The sequence below is a fragment of the Streptomyces sp. NPDC051578 genome, assembly GCF_044454045.1.
In the GTDB taxonomy this organism is placed as follows: domain Bacteria; phylum Actinomycetota; class Actinomycetes; order Streptomycetales; family Streptomycetaceae; genus Streptomyces.
In genome coordinates, this window is sequence record NZ_JBITDH010000001.1 from 847441 (window position 1) to 862042 (window position 14602).

The 14602-nt window shown below is 72.8% G+C and carries 11 protein-coding genes; 7 read left to right on the forward strand and 4 right to left on the reverse strand.

What is annotated here, in order from left to right; genetic code table 11:
• Positions 1-4 precede the first annotated feature (4 nt).
• Positions 5-916, reverse strand: a complete 912-nt coding sequence (gene iolC, locus ACIA6C_RS03800; protein WP_399274461.1) for a 5-dehydro-2-deoxygluconokinase — start codon at positions 914-916, stop codon at positions 5-7.
• Positions 917-1101: 185 nt separating this feature from the next.
• Here iolC and ACIA6C_RS03805 point away from each other — a divergent pair, with 185 nt between their 5' ends.
• The 5 genes from ACIA6C_RS03805 to ACIA6C_RS03825 all read left to right on the forward strand — a co-directional run bounded on the left by ACIA6C_RS03805 (position 1102) and on the right by ACIA6C_RS03825 (position 6303).
• Positions 1102-2055, forward strand: a complete 954-nt coding sequence (locus ACIA6C_RS03805) for a sugar phosphate isomerase/epimerase family protein (protein ID WP_399272690.1) — start codon at positions 1102-1104, stop codon at positions 2053-2055.
• A 29-nt stretch (positions 2056-2084) separates the two neighbouring features.
• Positions 2085-3098, forward strand: coding sequence for a Gfo/Idh/MocA family oxidoreductase (locus ACIA6C_RS03810; RefSeq protein WP_366079061.1), 1014 nt, complete (start codon positions 2085-2087; stop codon positions 3096-3098).
• 251 nt (positions 3099-3349) lie between these two features.
• Entirely contained in the window at positions 3350-3550 is a 201-nt protein-coding gene (locus ACIA6C_RS03815; RefSeq protein WP_366079060.1) for a MerR family transcriptional regulator, read from the forward strand.
• Positions 3551-3660: 110 nt separating this feature from the next.
• Positions 3661-3894 carry a heavy-metal-associated domain-containing protein gene (locus ACIA6C_RS03820; RefSeq protein WP_361136785.1) on the forward strand — a complete coding sequence of 78 codons (234 nt, stop codon included), beginning with the start codon at positions 3661-3663 and terminating at the stop codon, positions 3892-3894.
• A 114-nt stretch (positions 3895-4008) separates the two neighbouring features.
• Positions 4009-6303: a heavy metal translocating P-type ATPase gene (locus ACIA6C_RS03825; RefSeq protein WP_399272693.1), complete on the forward strand. Its 2295-nt coding sequence runs from the start codon at positions 4009-4011 to the stop codon at positions 6301-6303.
• A gap of 441 nt (positions 6304-6744) precedes the next feature.
• Here the strand turns inward: ACIA6C_RS03825 and ACIA6C_RS03830 are convergent, their stop codons facing one another.
• The 3 genes from ACIA6C_RS03830 to ACIA6C_RS03840 all read right to left on the reverse strand — a co-directional run bounded on the left by ACIA6C_RS03830 (position 6745) and on the right by ACIA6C_RS03840 (position 11636).
• Positions 6745-8034, reverse strand: a complete 1290-nt coding sequence (locus ACIA6C_RS03830; protein ID WP_190182534.1) for a citrate synthase — start codon at positions 8032-8034, stop codon at positions 6745-6747.
• Between the two features lie 182 nt (positions 8035-8216).
• Positions 8217-10469, reverse strand: coding sequence for an ATP-dependent RecD-like DNA helicase (locus ACIA6C_RS03835; RefSeq protein ID WP_399272696.1), 2253 nt, complete (start codon positions 10467-10469; stop codon positions 8217-8219).
• A 240-nt stretch (positions 10470-10709) separates the two neighbouring features.
• Positions 10710-11636, reverse strand: a complete 927-nt coding sequence (locus tag ACIA6C_RS03840) for an EamA family transporter (protein WP_399272698.1) — start codon at positions 11634-11636, stop codon at positions 10710-10712.
• A gap of 105 nt (positions 11637-11741) precedes the next feature.
• Between ACIA6C_RS03840 and ACIA6C_RS03845 the strand changes: the two genes are divergently transcribed.
• Both ACIA6C_RS03845 and ACIA6C_RS03850 read left to right on the forward strand, forming a co-directional pair.
• The gene (locus ACIA6C_RS03845; protein WP_399272700.1) at positions 11742-12713 is read left to right on the forward strand and encodes a LysR family transcriptional regulator; all 972 of its coding nucleotides are present in this window, start codon (positions 11742-11744) and stop codon (positions 12711-12713) included.
• Positions 12714-12734: 21 nt separating this feature from the next.
• A complete protein-coding gene (locus ACIA6C_RS03850; RefSeq protein WP_399272702.1) occupies positions 12735-14594 on the forward strand; it encodes a glycoside hydrolase family 3 protein in 1860 nt (619 codons plus the stop codon).
• Positions 14595-14602 lie beyond the last annotated feature (8 nt).

Genomic DNA, 14602 nt, shown 5'->3' on the forward strand with positions numbered 1-14602 from the left:
ACCGTCACCGTTCCAGCACCTCCTCGACCTCCTTGGCGTACGGCATCGCCGTCGAGCAGGCCAGGCGGGAGGCGACGATCGCACCCGCCGCGTTGGCGAAGCGCAGCACCCGTTCCGTGTCCCAGCCCGCGAGCAGGCCGTGGCACAGCGCGCCGCCGAAGGCGTCGCCCGCGCCGAGGCCGTTGACGACCTCGACCGGCACCGGCGCCACCTCGACGGCCGTCCCGTCGCGGTGGACGGCGAGGACACCGGCCGGGCCGCGTTTGACGACGGCCAGTTCCACCCCGGCGGCCAGCAGGGCCCGGGCGGCCGCGTACGGCTCCCGCTCGCCCGTGGCGATCGCGCACTCCTCGGCGTTGCCCACGGCGACCGTCGCGTGCGCGAGGGCCCGCTCGTACCAGGGCCCGGGCTCCTCGCTCCACAGCATGGGCCGCCAGTCGAGGTCGAAGACGGTGGTCGCGGACTTCGAGCGGGCTTCGAGCGCCGCCAGGGTGGCGCTGCGGCTGGGCTCCGCGCTCAGGCCCGTACCCGTCATCCAGAACACCCTGGCGGCCCGCACCGCGTCGGCGTCGATCTCATCGGCGGCGATCTCCAGGTCGGGTGCCTTCGGGAAGCGGTAGAAGTACAGCGGGAAGTCGTCCGGCGGGAAGATCTCGCAGAAGGTGACGGGCGTCGGGTAGGCGGCCACTTCGCGCACCCACCGGTCGTCGACTCCGAAGGTCCGCAGCTCCGCGCGCAGGTACGCGCCGAAGGGGTCGGCTCCGGTCCGGGTGATCACGGCCACCCGCCGGCCGAGGCGGGCCGCCGCGACCGCGACGTTCGTCGGGGAGCCGCCGAGGAACTTGCCGAAGGTCTCCGCTTCGGCGAGCGGTACGCCGGTTCTCAGCGGGTAGAGATCCACCCCGATGCGCCCCATCGTGATCAGGTCGAAGCGATCCCCGTCCCCGGTGGTTCGCGCCGGGTCGAACGCGTCCTCGCCCCCGGTGGTTCGCGCCGGGTCGAACGCGTCCCCGTCCCCGCTGTCCGGTGCCACTGCTCCCACTTCCTCTCCCACAGCTCTTCCCCGTCCCCTTTCGAGCCTCGCACCCTAAGGTGGCCGCCATGACGTCCTCGCCGTCCCCGACTCCCCCGCCTTCCACTCCCCCGTCCTCCCCACCCGCGCTGACCCGTATCCGCGTCGGTTCGGCTCCGGACTCGTGGGGTGTCTGGTTTCCCGACGATCCCCGCCAGACGCCGTGGGAGCGTTTCCTGGACGAGGTCGCGGACGCCGGGTACGAGTGGATCGAGCTCGGCCCGTACGGCTACCTGCCCACCGATCCGGGCCGCCTCACCGACGAGACCGCCAAGCGCGGCCTGCGCGTGTCCGCGGGCACCGTCTTCACCGGACTCCATCACGGGCCGGGCGTGTGGGAGCAGACCTGGGAGCACGTGTCGCGGATCGCGGAACTCACCCGGGCCATGGGCGCGGCCCACCTCGTGGTCATCCCCTCGTTCTGGCGCGACGACAAGACCGGCGAGGTGCTGGAGGACCGGACGCTCACCGCATCGGGCTGGCGCGAACTGACCACACAGACCGAGCGGCTGGGCAGAGAGGTGCGCGAGCGGTACGGGCTGCGGATCGTGGTCCACCCGCACGCGGACACCCACATCGACACCCCGGAGAACGTCGCCCGGTTCCTCGACGCCACCGACCCGGAACTGGTCTCGCTCTGCCTGGACACCGGGCACTACGCGTACTGCGGCGGGGACAGCGTCCGGGCCGTCGAGACGTTCGGCGAGCGGATCGGCTACCTGCACCTCAAGCAGGTGGACCCGCGGATCCTCGCCGAAGTCGTCGCCGGGCAGGTGCCGTTCGGCCCGGCCGTGGCGCGCGGGGTGATGTGCGAGCCGCCTTCGGGGGTACCCGCGCTGGAGCCCGTACTCGCCGCCGCGCAGGCGCTCGGTGTGGACCTGTTCGCCATCGTCGAGCAGGACATGTACCCGTGCCCGCCGGACCAGCCGCTGCCGATCGCCCGCCGGACCCGTTCCTACCTGCGCTCCTGCGGCGCCCGCTGACCAGCAGACACCTCAAGGGGGACTTCCACATGACCAGCACGCTCGGCATCGCCGTCATCGGAGCCGGGAGGATGGGGGCCGACCACGTCCGGCGGATCGGCCGGACGGTCGGCGGGGCGCGGGTGGTGGCCGTGGCGGATCCGGACGGCGACCGGGCCAAGGAGGCCGTGGCGGGCCTGGACGGCGTGAGCGCGCACAGCGACGCCGCGGCGGCGCTCGCCGCGCCCGGCGTGGACGCCGTGCTGGTCGCCTCGCCCGGTCCCGCCCACGAGGAGGCGCTGCTGCACGCCTTGGCGCGTCGGCTGCCGGTGCTGTGCGAGAAGCCGCTGACCCCGGATCCCGCGGGGGCCCTGCGGGTGCTGGAGGCCGAGCGCAGGCTCGGCCGCAGGCTGGTCCAGGTGGGCTTCATGCGGCGCTTCGACGCCGAGTACGAGCGGCTGAAAGAGCTGCTGGACGGGGGCGGGATCGGCCGGCCGCTGTTCCTGCACTGCCGCCACCGCAACGCGTCCTCCCCCTCCTTCTTCACCAGCGACATGCTGATCAGCGATTCCGTGGTCCACGAAGTCGACGCCGCCCGCTGGCTGCTGGGGCAGGAGGTCACCGCGGTGACGGTCCTGTCCCCCACCCCTTCCTCGGCCGCGCCCGAGGGGCTGAGCGATCCGCGTTTCGTGCTGCTGGAGACCTCGGGCGGGGTCATCGTCGATGTGGAGATCTTCGTCAACTGCGGTTTCGGCTACCAGGTGCAGTGCGAGGCGGTCGGCGAGGCGGGCAGCGCCCGGATCGGGGACGCCCGGGCGATGGTCGTGCAGTCGGGGGGCCGGTGGGGCGGGGAGATCGCCCAGGACTTCCTCGTCCGGTTCGCCGACGCCTACGACCGCCAGGTGCGGCGGTGGGTGGCGGCGGCCGCGCGGGGGCGGATCGACGGTCCCGACGTGTGGGACGGCTACGCGGCCGCGGCCGTCTCCGAGGCGGGACTGGCCGCCGCGCGCAGCGGGGTGCGGACGCCCGTGGAACTCGTGGAACGGCCCGCGCTCTACCGCTGAGGCCCGCCGGCCGGCGCGCACGGCATGCCACCTTCCGTCGCGACGGCGTGCCGCTTCCGTCACGGAAGTCGCTTCCGTGTCACGCGTGTCCGCGTTACGCGGGTTTTCCGTCACAGACAATCGACAGGCACTGCCCCGCTGTCACCACGGGTCGTTCCCCGGGCACAACCCGAGTGATCGTCCGTCCGCGCCCCGGCTCCCCCGACGGCCTCCCGGCCGGCCCCAGCGGCGTGGACAAGGAGGTGTCGTTCATGAGCGACCGACAGCTGTGGTCGTACAAGGAGATCGCCGCCCACATCCGGGTCCAGCCGGACACGGTGCGCTCCTACCGCAAGCACGGACTGCTGCCGGCTCCCGACCATGTGGAGCACGGGAAGCCCTATTGGTACGACGATACGATCCGCGCCTGGGTGGCCCGCCGCCCGGGGAACCGGAACCGCCGCGGCGACTGAACCGGATCCAGCCGACGAATACCCCCTGGGGGTACACTTCGAGGTAATCGGGGAAGATGGTGTGAAGACGCCACGCCCGCGACCGACCCGCCCTCGAAGAGGAGAACGACATGAGCGCCGAGACGGACACCCAGACCACCACCGTCTACCGGGTGACCGGCATGACCTGCGGGCACTGCGAGGGCGCGGTGACCGCCGAGCTCTCGGCGCTGGCGGGGGTCACTTCCGTCAAGGCCGTCGCCGCGACCGGCGAGGTCACCGTGGTCTCCGCCGCCCCGCTCCAGGAGGACGCCGTGCGCGCCGCCGTGGACGAGGCCGGGTACGAGCTGGCGGGCCGGGCCTGAGGCGGGTAGCACCGCCGAAGGACCCTGCCGGGTCGTACGGGGACCACCCTCACCGGTCCCGTACGGCCCGGCCTTTCCCCTTGAAGCCGGAAACGAGCCGGAGATGAGCCGGAAATGAGCGGCAGCGCAGTGCACGAAGGACCGGTGGCGGTGGCCGGCGCCGCGGAAGTCGAGCTGGTCATCGGCGGGATGACGTGCGCCTCCTGCGCCGCCCGCATCGAGAAGAAGCTGAACCGGATGGACGGGGTCAGCGCCACGGTGAACTACGCCACCGAGAAGGCGAAGGTCTCGTACTCGGGTGACGTGCGGGTGGCCGACCTGATCGCGACGGTCGTCAAGACCGGCTACACCGCCGAGGAGCCCCCGCAGCCCCCCGCACCGGAGGCCGCCGCCGGCACCGGCACGGACACCGCCGCCGCGACGTCGGCGGACGCCGTCCCGGCCGACCCGGAGCTCGCCGCCCTGCGTCAACGGCTGCTGGTCAGTGCCGTACTGGCGCTGCCGGTCGTGGTGCTGGCCATGGTCCCGGCCCTGCAGTTCGACAACTGGCAGTGGCTGTCGCTGACGCTGGCCGCGCCCGTCGCCGTGTGGGGCGCGCTGCCCTTCCACCGGGCCGCCTGGACCAACGCGAAGCACGGCGCGGCCACCATGGACACCCTGGTCTCGCTGGGCACGCTCGCCGCGTTCGGCTGGTCGCTGTGGGCGCTGTTCTTCGGCCACGCCGGCATGACCGGGATGAGGCACGACTTCGACCTCACCGTCTCCCGCACGGGCGACGCCCTGTACCTGGAAGTCGCGTCCGGCGTCGTCACCTTCATCCTGCTGGGCCGCTACCTGGAGGCCCGCTCCAAGAGGAAGGCGGGCGCGGCCCTCAAGGCACTGATGGAGCTGGGCGCCAAGGACGTCGCCGTCCTGCGCGCCGGCCGCGAGGTGCGGATCCCGGTGGGCGCTCTCGCCGTCGGGGACCGGTTCGTGGTCCGGCCCGGCGAGAAGATCGCCACCGACGGCACGGTGGCCGAGGGCAGCTCCGCCGTGGACGTCTCCTTGCTGACCGGGGAGTCCGTCCCGCTCGACGTGGGCGTCGGCGACGCCGTGACCGGGGCGACCGTCAACATGTCGGGCCGGCTGGTCGTCGAGGCGACCCGCGTCGGTGCGCAGACCCGGCTGGCCCGCATCGCGCGGCTGGTCGAGGAGGCGCAGAACGGCAAGGCCCAGGTGCAGCGCCTCGCCGACCGGATCTCCGCCGTTTTCGTGCCCGTCGTCCTGCTGCTCTCCCTCGGGACCTGGGTGACCTGGCTGCTGATCACCGACGACGCCACGGCCGCGTTCACCGCCGCCGTGGCCGTCCTGATCATCGCCTGCCCCTGCGCCCTGGGACTGGCCACGCCGACCGCGCTGATGGTCGGCACCGGCCGGGGCGCCCAGCTCGGCATCCTGATCAAGGGGCCGGAGGTGCTGGAGTCGACCCGGCGCGTGGACACCGTCGTCCTGGACAAGACCGGCACCGTCACCACCGGCAGGATGACCCTGGCGGGGGTGCACCCCGCCCCGGGCGTCGACGAGCTGGAGCTGCTGCGCCTGGCCGGCTCCCTGGAGCACGCCTCCGAGCACCCCATCGCCCGGGCCGTCGCGGTGGGCGCCGCCGAGCGGGCCGGGGCGCTGCCGGTTCCCGAGGGCTTCGAGAACCTCGCCGGGCTGGGCGTACGGGGCGTGGTGGAGGGGCGCTCCGTCCTGGTGGGCCGGGAGCGGCTGCTGGCGGAGCAGGGCACCGCCGTGCCGGCCGCCCTCGCGGGAGCCAAGGCCGCGGCGGAGGCCGCGGGCGGCACGGCGGTGCTGGTGGCCTGGGACGGGCAGGCACGCGGGGTGCTGAGCGTGGCCGACGCGGTGAAGGGGACCAGCGCCGAGGCGGTGGCGCGGCTGCGGGCACTCGGCCTCACCCCGGTGCTGCTGACCGGGGACAACCGGGCCGCGGCCGAGGCGGTGGCCCGCGAGGTGGACATCGACGAGGTGATCGCCGAGGTGCTCCCGCAGGAGAAGGTGGAGGTCGTACGCCGCCTCCAGGCGGAGGGCCGTACGGTCGCGATGGTCGGCGACGGCGTCAACGACGCGGCCGCCCTCGCCCAGGCGGACCTGGGGCTGGCGATGGGCACCGGCACCGACGCGGCCATCGAGGCGGGCGACCTGACGCTCGTACGCGGCGACCTGCGGGTGGCGGCGGACGCGATCCGGCTCTCCCGCCGGACCCTGGCCACGATCAAGGGCAACCTCTTCTGGGCCTTCGGGTACAACCTGGCCGCGCTGCCGCTGGCGGCCTCCGGCCTGCTCAACCCGATGATCGCCGGTGCGGCGATGGCCTTCTCTTCGGTGTTCGTGGTGACCAACAGCCTGCGGTTGCGGTCCTTCCGCTAGAGGATCCCCTTCGCACTGCGCACACAACTCCTTCACAGGAGACGCAGATCACAGTGATTCGAACGTAACCATCGGGCAGATGCCCGGGTCTAATGGGGGTGATGCCAGGAACGTCTTGGGGGACGTTCACGGGAGGTCTTGGGGGACGTCCCGGGCATCAGCCGGCCGGGACACGTGCACCCCGGGGAGCTTTGAGCGGCCCTCCCGACCCGTGCGGGTCCCGGCAGAAACCCCGTCGGAGTGCATCAGGACCGCACTCCTCGCCGACACCCCGGCTCGGGTCCCGTGGGGGGAATCCGTTCCGGGGAAAGGAAAGCGCCCCGACCGTCGACCCGTGGGGGGATCGACGGCGGGGCGCTTTTCCTGTGCGCGGGCCCTTCCGGGCGGGACGCCGGCCCTTTCGGGCCGGGTGCCGGCCCGTCGGGCGTGAGGCGCCTCGGGTCAGCGGGCCTCGACCGGGACGAAGTCGCGCAGGACCTCGCCGGTGTAGATCTGGCGCGGGCGGCCGATGCGGGAGCCGGGCTCCTTGATCATCTCGTGCCACTGGGCGATCCAGCCGGGAAGGCGGCCGAGCGCGAAGAGCACGGTGAACATCTCGGTCGGGAAGCCCATGGCCCGGTAGATGAGACCGGTGTAGAAGTCCACGTTCGGGTAGAGGTTGCGCGAGACGAAGTACTCGTCGGCCAGCGCGTGCTCTTCCAGCTTGAGCGCGATGTCGAGCAGCTCGTCGCTCTTGCCGAGCGCCGAGAGCACGTCGTGGGCCGCCGCCTTGATGATCTTCGCCCGGGGGTCGAAGCTCTTGTAGACGCGGTGCCCGAAGCCCATGAGGCGGACGCCGTCTTCCTTGTTCTTCACCTTGCGGATGAAGGCGTCGACGTCGCCGCCGTCGTTCTTGATGCCTTCGAGCATCTCCAGCACCGACTGGTTGGCGCCACCGTGCAGGGGGCCCCACAGGGCCGAGATGCCGGCGGAGATCGAGGCGAACATGTTCGCCTGCGAGGAGCCGACCAGACGCACGGTGGAGGTCGAGCAGTTCTGCTCGTGGTCCGCGTGCAGGATCAGCAGCTTGTCGAGCGCGGAGACCACGACCGGGTCCAGGTCGTACTCCTGGGCCGGCACGGAGAAGGTCATGCGCAGGAAGTTCTCGACGTAGCCGAGGTCGTTGCGCGGGTAGACCACCGGGTGGCCGACGGACTTCTTGTACGCGTACGCCGCGATCGTCGGGAGCTTGGCCAGCAGCCGGATCGTCGAGAGGTGGCGCTGCTTCTCGTCGAAGGGGTTGTGGCTGTCCTGGTAGAACGTGGACAGCGCGCTGACCACGGAGGACAGCATCGCCATCGGGTGCGCGTCGCGCGGGAAGCCGTCGTAGAACCGCTTGACGTCCTCGTGCAGCAGCGTGTGCTGGGTGATCTCGTTGCGGAACGACGCGAGCTGGTCGACGGTCGGCAGCTCCCCGTTGATCAGCAGGTAGGCGACCTCGATGAAGGTCGAACGCTCGGCCAGCTGCTCGATCGGGTATCCGCGGTAGCGCAGGATCCCCTGCTCGCCATCGAGGTAGGTAATCGCGGACTTGTAGGCGGCGGTGTTGCCGTAGCCGCTGTCCAAGGTGACGAGCCCGGTCTGGGCCCGCAGCTTCGAGATGTCGAAGCCCTGGTCACCGACGGTGCTGTCGACCACCGGGTAGGTGTATTCACCGTCCGCGTACCGGAGTACTACAGAGTTGTCGCTCACGTCATCCCTCACCGACGTAGTGCCTCTTCTTCGAGGTGCCCTGACTGCCTCTACCTTCCCCCATTTGGCGCAGGAGAGTGCACTCGGGGTCGGCCTTTGGTGCTGTCTACGGCACTGAGTGCCGCCAACCTGAACATCCTGCCCCCTGCGCGCACAAGGCGGAACCCAAAATGATCGATCATTTAGGTGATGTTTCCCACCGGTATCCGGCCGGACAGCCTGGGGGCGACAGCCGTGTACCTCCTGCCTGCGGAAACGGTACGCACCGCCTGGCCGAGCGCCCTGCGTGACCCGACCAGAACGACCAGTTTCTTCGCCCTGGTCACGGCCGTGTAGAGCAGGTTGCGCTGGAGCATCATCCAGGCCCCGGTCGTGACGGGGATCACGACGGCGGGATATTCGCTTCCCTGGGACCGGTGGATGGTGACCGCGTACGCGTGGGCCAGCTCGTCGAGCTCGGAGAACTCGTAGGCGACCTCCTCGTCCTCCTCCGTACGCACCGTCAGCCGCTGTTCGTCCAGGTCAAGACCGGTGACGACGCCGACCGTGCCGTTGAAGACGCCGTTGGCCCCCTTCTCGTAGTTGTTCCGGATCTGGGTCACCTTGTCGCCCACCCGGAAGACGCGGCCGCCGAACCGCTTCTCGGGCAGGCCGGGCCGGGCGGGGGTGACCGCCTGCTGGAGCAGGCCGTTGAGGTTGCCGGCCCCGGCGGGGCCCCGGTGCATCGGCGCGAGCACCTGGATGTCACGGCGCGGGTCGAGGCCGAATCTGGCCGGAATCCGCCGTGCGGCCACGTCCACGGTGAGCCGGCCGGCCTCCTCGGTGTCCTCCTCGGGGAAGAGGAAGAAGTCCGGCAGGCCGTCGGTGATGGGCGGCACGCCGGTGTTGATCCGGTGGGCGTTGGTGACCACCCCCGACTGCTGGGCCTGGCGGAAGATCCTCGTCAGCCGCACGGCGGGCACCGGTCCGTCCTCGGCGAGCAGGTCCCGCAGCACCTCGCCCGCGCCCACCGACGGCAGCTGGTCCACGTCCCCGACCAGCAGCAGGTGCGCGCCCGGGGCCACCGCCTTCACCAGTTTGTTCGCCAGCAGCAGATCGAGCATCGAGGCTTCGTCCACCACGACGAGATCCGCCTCCAAGGGGCGGTCCCGGTCGTAGGCCGCGTCCCCGCCCGGTTTGAGCTCCAGCAGCCGGTGCACGGTGGAGGCGTCGGCCCCCGTCAGCTCCGAGAGCCGCTTCGCCGCCCGGCCGGTGGGCGCGGCCAGCACCACCTTGGCCTTCTTGGCCCGGGCCAGTTCCACGATCGAGCGCACGGTGAAGGACTTGCCGCAGCCGGGGCCGCCGGTGAGGACGGCGACCCGGCGGGTGAGGGCCAGCCGGACGGCGTCCCGCTGCTCCGGGGCGAGCCTGGCCCCGGTGCGGCCGGCCAGCCAGTCGAGCGCCTTGTCCCAGTCCACGTCCTGGAAGCCGGGCATCCGGTCCTCCTCGGCGTTCAGCAGCCGCCGGACCTGGCCGACCAGCGACAGCTCGGCCCGGTGGAAGGGGACCAGGTACACGGCGGTGAGCGGCGGGCCGCCCTGCGGATCGGGCACGGACTCCCGGACCACCCCCTCCGGATCGGCGGCCAGTTCGGCCAGGCACTCGATGACCAGCCCGGTGTCCACCTGGAGCAGCTTGACCCCGTCGGCGATCAGCCGTTCCTCCGGGAGGAAGCAGTGGCCCTGGTCGGTGGACTGGGACAGGGCGTACTGGAGCCCGGCCTTGACCCGTTCGGGGCTGTCGTGCGGGATCCCGACGGCCTGGGCGATGCGGTCGGCGGTGAGGAAGCCGATGCCCCACACGTCGGCGGCGAGCCGGTAGGGCTGGTTGCGGACCACGGAGATGGAGGCGTCCCCGTATTTCTTGTAGATGCGGACCGCGATGGAGGTGGAGACGCCGACGCCCTGGAGGAAGACCATGACCTCCTTGATGGCCTTCTGCTCCTCCCAGGCGGCGCCGATCAGCTTGGTCCGCTTGGGGCCGAGGCCGGGGACCTCGATCAGCCGCCCCGGTTCCTCCTCGATCACTTCGAGGGTGTCGGTGCCGAAGTGGTCGACGATGCGCTCGGCGATCTTCGGGCCGATGCCCTTGATGAGGCCGGAGCCGAGGTAGCGCCGGATGCCCTGGACGGTGGCGGGCAGGATCGTGGAGTAGTTCTCGACGCTGAACTGCTTGCCGTACTGGGGGTGGGAGCCCCAGCGGCCCTCCATGCGCAGCGACTCGCCGGGCTGCGCGCCGAGCAGGGATCCGACGACGGTCAGCAGGTCCCCGGCGCCCCGGCCGGTGTCGACCCGGGCGACCGTGTAGCCGCTCTCCTCGTTGGCGTAGGTGATGCGCTCCAGCACCCCCTCCACCACCGCAAGGTGCACTGCCTGCACTGCCCCGTCGCTCGTCATGCCAAGAAAGTACCGGCCGCCGCCGACAGGGCGGCGCGCCTGTGGACAAACCGAAGGGGGCCCGGCCTTGCGGCCGGACCCCCTCACGGTCACCCCTCCCGTGCCGGACTTCCCGATCCCCCCAGATCCCCTCCCGGAAGCGCCGACGCTCCTTACGACCCGTCCCGGCCGCCGGGGGTTGCACCCGGGGGCAGGTCTTTACTCCACCATTACTCGAAGGCGGTGTGCTGCACGGACGCGTCAGGGTGCGGGAGTGGCGGCGGCCGCCGCAGGCGCGGCCGCCGGACCGGCCGGCGCCGTACGGGCCTTCGTGCGCGCGGGGGCCAGCGAGGTGAGGCCCACCCCGCCGACGAGCAGGGCGGCGGCCAGCCAGCGCGGGCCGGAGATGTCCTCCCCGAGCACCAGCGCCGCCGACGACATGCCGAACACGGGGACCAGCAGCGAGAACGGGGCCACCGCGGAGGCCGGGTAGCGGCGCAGCAGGTAGCCCCAGGCGCCGAAGCCGAACACCGTCGAGATCCAGGCGACGTACCCGATGACGGCCACCCCCGACCAGTCCAGGGCGCGCAGCGCGGCCACGTCCCGCTCGGGGCCCTCCAGCAGCAGCGACAGCCCGATCAGCGGCAGCACCGGGACGGTGCACACCCACACCATGAAGTTGAGCGCGTCGGGCGGGGCGGCCTTGCGGGTCAGCACGTTGGACACGCCCCAGCAGGCGGCGGCCGCCACGACGAGCGTGAAACCGGCGACCGGCCCGGAGGCGCCCTGGTCCACGGCGGCGACCGCGATCCCGGCGAGCGCCACGCACATGCCGAGCATCCGCACCGGTCCGGGCCGCTCGCGCAGGACGAGGGCGGCGAGCACGGCGGTGAAGACGGCCTGGATCTGCAGGACGAGGGAGGACAGGCCGGCGGGCATCCCGGCGGCCATGCCGGTGAACAGCAGGCCGAACTTGGCGATGCCGAGGGCCACTCCGACGCCGAGGACCCACTTCCAGGCCACCTTGGGCCTGCCGACGAAGAACACGGCGGGCAGCGCGGCCACCAGGAACCTCAGGGCGGACAGGAGCAGCGGCGGGAAGTGGCCGAGACCGATCTCGATGACGACGAAGTTGAAACCCCAGACGGCGGTGACGAGTACGGCGAGTGCGGTGTGTACGGGACGCATGCTCCGAGCATCGGCGGCCGGACCATGTAGCACCAGCGCGGATCTCTTCCGCGATGGATGAAGCAACGCTTACGTCTCCCGGCCGCGCGGAGCTACCATCGCGCCATGCTCGACCTGTCCCGGCTGCGCGCCCTGCACGCCGTCTCCGTCCATGGCTCGGTCGCGGGCGCGGCGGCCGCCCTCGGCTACACCCCCTCGGCCGTCTCGCAGCAGATCGCCAAACTGGAGCGCGAGACCCGCACCACGCTGCTGGAGCGGCGCGGGCGGGGGGTCGCCCTCACCGAGGAGGCCCGCCACCTCGCCGATACGGCGCGGGAGTTGCTGGCGATCGTGGAGCGGGCCGAGACGACGCTGGAGGAACGGCGCGGGCAGCCGAGCGGGCTGCTGGCCGTGGCCGCCTTCGCCTCGGCCGCGCGCGGGCTGCTGCCCGGCGTACTGGCCGAGCTGGCCGCGCTGTATCCGGCGCTGGACGTCCGCCTGACGGAGGTGGACCCGCACCTGTCGGTGGACCTCGTGGCGCGCGGGGTCACCGACCTGGCGGTGGCGCACGACTGGGACATCGCCCCGCTCCCGGCCCCCGAGGGCATCGAGCAGGCGGTGATCGGGGACGACCACTGCGACCTGGTCGTACCGGCCGGGCACCCCTTCACCGCGCTCCCCGTGATCCGCCGGGCCGACCTGGGCGGCGAGCGGTGGGTGTGCCAGCCCCCGGGGCGGGTGTGCCACGACTGGCTGGTGCGGACCCTGCGCACGGCGGGGTTCGAGCCGGACATCGCGCACGTCGCCGAGGAGAACCACACGATCGTCGCCCTGGTGGCGGCGGGTCTCGGGGTGGCGGTCGTACCGCGCCTGGGCACGGGTGCACTGCCCGAGGGCGCGGTGGCCGTACCGCTGGAACCGGGGCCGGTGCGGCGGCTGTACGCGCTGTGGCGGACGGGCGCGGCCCGCCGCCCGGCCATCACCGCGGCCGTCCGCACCCTCCAGGCGCACTGGACGGCCCGGCCCCCGGCACCGCCACTGCTCCCGAAGGGCCACTTCCGGGGGACAGCGCGAGTGTCCGCGGCTCCGGGGACGTAGCCCGGCAGTAGGGTCCGGCGCGTGCCGAACCACGCCTCCCGCCGGACCCTGCTCACCGCGGCCGCCCTGGCCGCCGTCACGGCCACCGCACCGGCCTCCTCCGCCTCGGACGTCCGCAGCGCTCCTGAGGGCCCCTCCGACGGCGCCCCCGACGACCCGCGCCCCCCGGACTCCGGTCCCGACGGCCGGCCGGGGCGGTACCCGGACCGGGCGGAGCTGCGCCGGCTGCTGGAGGGGATGAGCCTCGCCGAGAAGGTCGGGCAGCTGTTCGTGTCCCGGGCGTACGGTCATCACGCGAGCGAGCCCGACGCGGCGGACGCGGAGGCGAACCTGGCGCAGTTCGGGGTGCGCACCGCCGCCGAGCTCGTCGCCCGCTACCACCTGGGCGGGGTCATCTACTTCGCGTGGGCCCACAACACCCGCACCCCGCAGCAGATCGCCGCCCTGTCGCAGGGCCTCCGGCAGGCGGCGACCGGCTCGGGCGCCGGTATCCCGCTGCTGCTGTCCACGGACCAGGAACACGGCGCCGTCGCCCGCATCGGCAAGCCCGCGACGCTGCTGCCGGGGGCGATGGCGCTCGGCGCCGCCCACCGCGGCACGGGTTCCACCGCCGAGGCCCGCCGGGCCGCGCGGATCGCCGGCGCGGAGCTGGCCGCGATGGGCATCCGGCAGGACTACGCGCCGGTCGCGGACGTGAACGTGAACCCGGCCAACCCGGTGATCGGCGTACGCTCCTTCGGCGCCGACCCGACGGCGGTGGCGGCGCTCGTCGCCGCCCAAGTCCGCGGCTACCAGGGCGCGGGGGTGGCCGCCACCGCCAAGCACTTCCCGGGACACGGCGACACCGAGACCGACAGCCACGTGGGGCTCCCGGTGATGCGGCACACCCGGGCCCAGTGGGAGGAGCTGGACGAACCGCCGTTCCGGGCGGCGGTCGCGGCGGGCGTGGACGCGGTCATGACGGCGCACATCGTCTTCCCCGCGCTCGATCCCTCGGGGGACCCGGCGACCCTCTCCCGGCCGATCGTGACCGGCATCCTGCGCGAACGCCTGGGCTTCGGCGGGGTGGTGGTCACCGACGCGCTGGACATGGCCGGGGTCCGCCAGAAGTACGGCAACGACCGGGTACCCGTCCTGGCCCTCAAGGCGGGCTGCGACCAGCTGCTGAACCCGCCCGACCTGGCACTGGCGTACCGGAGCGTGCTGGCGGCCGTCGAATCGGGCGAGCTGACCGTGGCCCGGATCGAGGAATCGGTGCTGCGGATCCTCGAACTCAAGGCCCGCCGAGGCCTGTTCGCCGCCCCCTACACCGCCGGCACGGAGCCGGCGGACGTGGTCGGGTCGTCCGCGCACCTGGCGGCCGCCGACGAGATCGCGGCCGGTACGACGACCCTGCTGGCCAACCCCGCCGGGGTGTTGCCGCTGCAGGCGGCGGCCGCGCCCCGGGTGCTGGTGACGGGCGCCGCCCCGCCCTCCCCCAGCGGTACCACCGGGCCCCCTACGGAGGTACTGGCGCGGGAGTTGCAGGCCCTGGGCTGCCGGGCCTCCGCCGTGGCGGCGGAGGCAGCGGTGGTGGCGGCGCCCGGCAACGCGGCGGTGGTGGTGTGCACGTACAACGTCCCCGAGGGCGACAGCCCGCAGCGGAGACTGGTGGCGGACCTGCTGGCCACCGGGGTGCCGGTGGTGGCCGTCGCGATCCGCAACCCGTACGACGGCGCCCGGCTGCCGGAGTGCGCCGCCGAACTGGCGACGTACTCCTGGACGGACGTGGAGATGCGGGCGGCGGCCCGGGTGATCACCGGTGCGCGGCGGCCCGTGGGCCGCCTCCCGGTTCCGGTGCCGGGCCGCTACCCGCTGGGCCACGGGCTGACGTACGACTGAGCGCGCAC

Coding starts and splice junctions, on each gene's coding strand:
- ACIA6C_RS03840 (WP_399272698.1), bottom strand. CDS start 11,636: ATGCGTCCCGTACACACCGCACTCGCCGTACTCGTCACCGCCGTCTGG.
- ACIA6C_RS03805 (WP_399272690.1), top strand. CDS start 1,102: ATGACGTCCTCGCCGTCCCCGACTCCCCCGCCTTCCACTCCCCCGTCC.
- ACIA6C_RS03810 (WP_366079061.1), top strand. CDS start 2,085: ATGACCAGCACGCTCGGCATCGCCGTCATCGGAGCCGGGAGGATGGGG.
- ACIA6C_RS03845 (WP_399272700.1), top strand. CDS start 11,742: ATGCTCGACCTGTCCCGGCTGCGCGCCCTGCACGCCGTCTCCGTCCAT.
- ACIA6C_RS03820 (WP_361136785.1), top strand. CDS start 3,661: ATGAGCGCCGAGACGGACACCCAGACCACCACCGTCTACCGGGTGACC.
- iolC (WP_399274461.1), bottom strand. CDS start 916: ATGGGGCGCATCGGGGTGGATCTCTACCCGCTGAGAACCGGCGTACCG.
- ACIA6C_RS03835 (WP_399272696.1), bottom strand. CDS start 10,469: ATGACGAGCGACGGGGCAGTGCAGGCAGTGCACCTTGCGGTGGTGGAG.
- ACIA6C_RS03815 (WP_366079060.1), top strand. CDS start 3,350: ATGAGCGACCGACAGCTGTGGTCGTACAAGGAGATCGCCGCCCACATC.
- ACIA6C_RS03825 (WP_399272693.1), top strand. CDS start 4,009: ATGAGCGGCAGCGCAGTGCACGAAGGACCGGTGGCGGTGGCCGGCGCC.